2 protein-coding genes are annotated in these 394 nt (G+C 64.7%); both read right to left on the minus strand.

Annotation, left to right across the window (positions count from 1 at the left end):
• Positions 1–264, minus strand: a 264-nt coding sequence (locus DY467_RS25975; RefSeq protein ID WP_349627696.1) for an SseB family protein, incomplete at its 3' end; no start/stop codon positions are given.
• A 34-nt stretch (positions 265–298) separates the two neighbouring features.
• Positions 299–394: helix-turn-helix domain-containing protein (locus DY467_RS26920; RefSeq protein WP_164639924.1), on the minus strand; the 96-nt coding region annotated here is incomplete at its 5' end.

A 394-nucleotide genomic window follows, 5' to 3' on the forward strand; every position in this document is an offset into this window, starting at 1 on the left:
GCTTTCGGGTTCCCTGACGTATTCGGAGATGCGCAGCTGCGAGGTGAAGGCCGGATGCCAACGTAGCCCCTGAAATTCGACCGTGGCGACGTTGATGGTCTCCTGTGGCTGCAGCGCACGGCTTTCGCCGGGCGCAACGGGCGCCTCCGGCACCAGGATGTAGATCTCGGTGTTGAGCAGCGCCTGATAGAATGCCGGCGCGGCATCCGGATCGCGAGCGGCGGCCTGCATCAACGCTTCGAGATTGTTCTGCGGTTCGAACACGGACGTCCTCCCTGCTGGTGTGCGACGTGACCCATCAATCCGGCTCGCGCAGCGCGCGATAGATCATGTTGCGCGACACGCCGAGCCGGCGCGCCGCCTTGCTGACGTTGTTGCCGGCTTCGGCATAGGC

Origin of the sequence: Rhodopseudomonas sp. BR0G17 (genome assembly GCF_010907025.1) — a bacterium.
Classification (GTDB): domain Bacteria; phylum Pseudomonadota; class Alphaproteobacteria; order Rhizobiales; family Xanthobacteraceae; genus Rhodopseudomonas; species Rhodopseudomonas palustris_H.